The 373-nt window shown below is 38.6% G+C and carries 2 tRNA genes; both read right to left on the bottom strand.

What is annotated here, in order from left to right:
- Nucleotides 1-93 precede the first annotated feature (93 nt).
- Nucleotides 94-166 (bottom strand) — tRNA-Ala (locus AC6UD1_RS07030).
- A gap of 31 nt (nucleotides 167-197) precedes the next feature.
- Nucleotides 198-272, bottom strand: a tRNA-Ile gene (locus AC6UD1_RS07025).
- Nucleotides 273-373: the final 101 nt, after the last annotated feature.

The raw sequence follows: 373 nt of genomic DNA, 5'->3' as shown, positions 1-373 counted from the left end.
TATTTCTCGGTTAAAATTATAATTAAAATATAATTAATACAGAAAATAATATTATCTAGTTTTCAAAGAACAAAGTTGACACTTTCGTGTCAATGGAGAATAACGGGATCGAACCGTTGACCTCCTGCTTGCAAAGCAGGTGCTCTCCCAGCTGAGCTAATTCCCCAAAATATTCGATTGTCACTTACCAGTAACGATGGGTCTAAGTGGACTCGAACCACCGACCTCACGCTTATCAGGCGTGCGCTCTAAACCAGCTGAGCTATAGACCCAAAAGCGCGAACATTTATTTTAACGAGAGTAAAACTCTCAAAACTAAACAAGACTTCAATAATGTAAGGTTTCCGAATTTTTCCTTAGAAAGGAGGTGATC

The organism is Fructilactobacillus sp. X8R1C1 (assembly GCF_059900945.1).
Note: the sequence above shows the minus strand (reverse complement) of the source record. Positions and strands in the feature narration are given on the sequence as shown.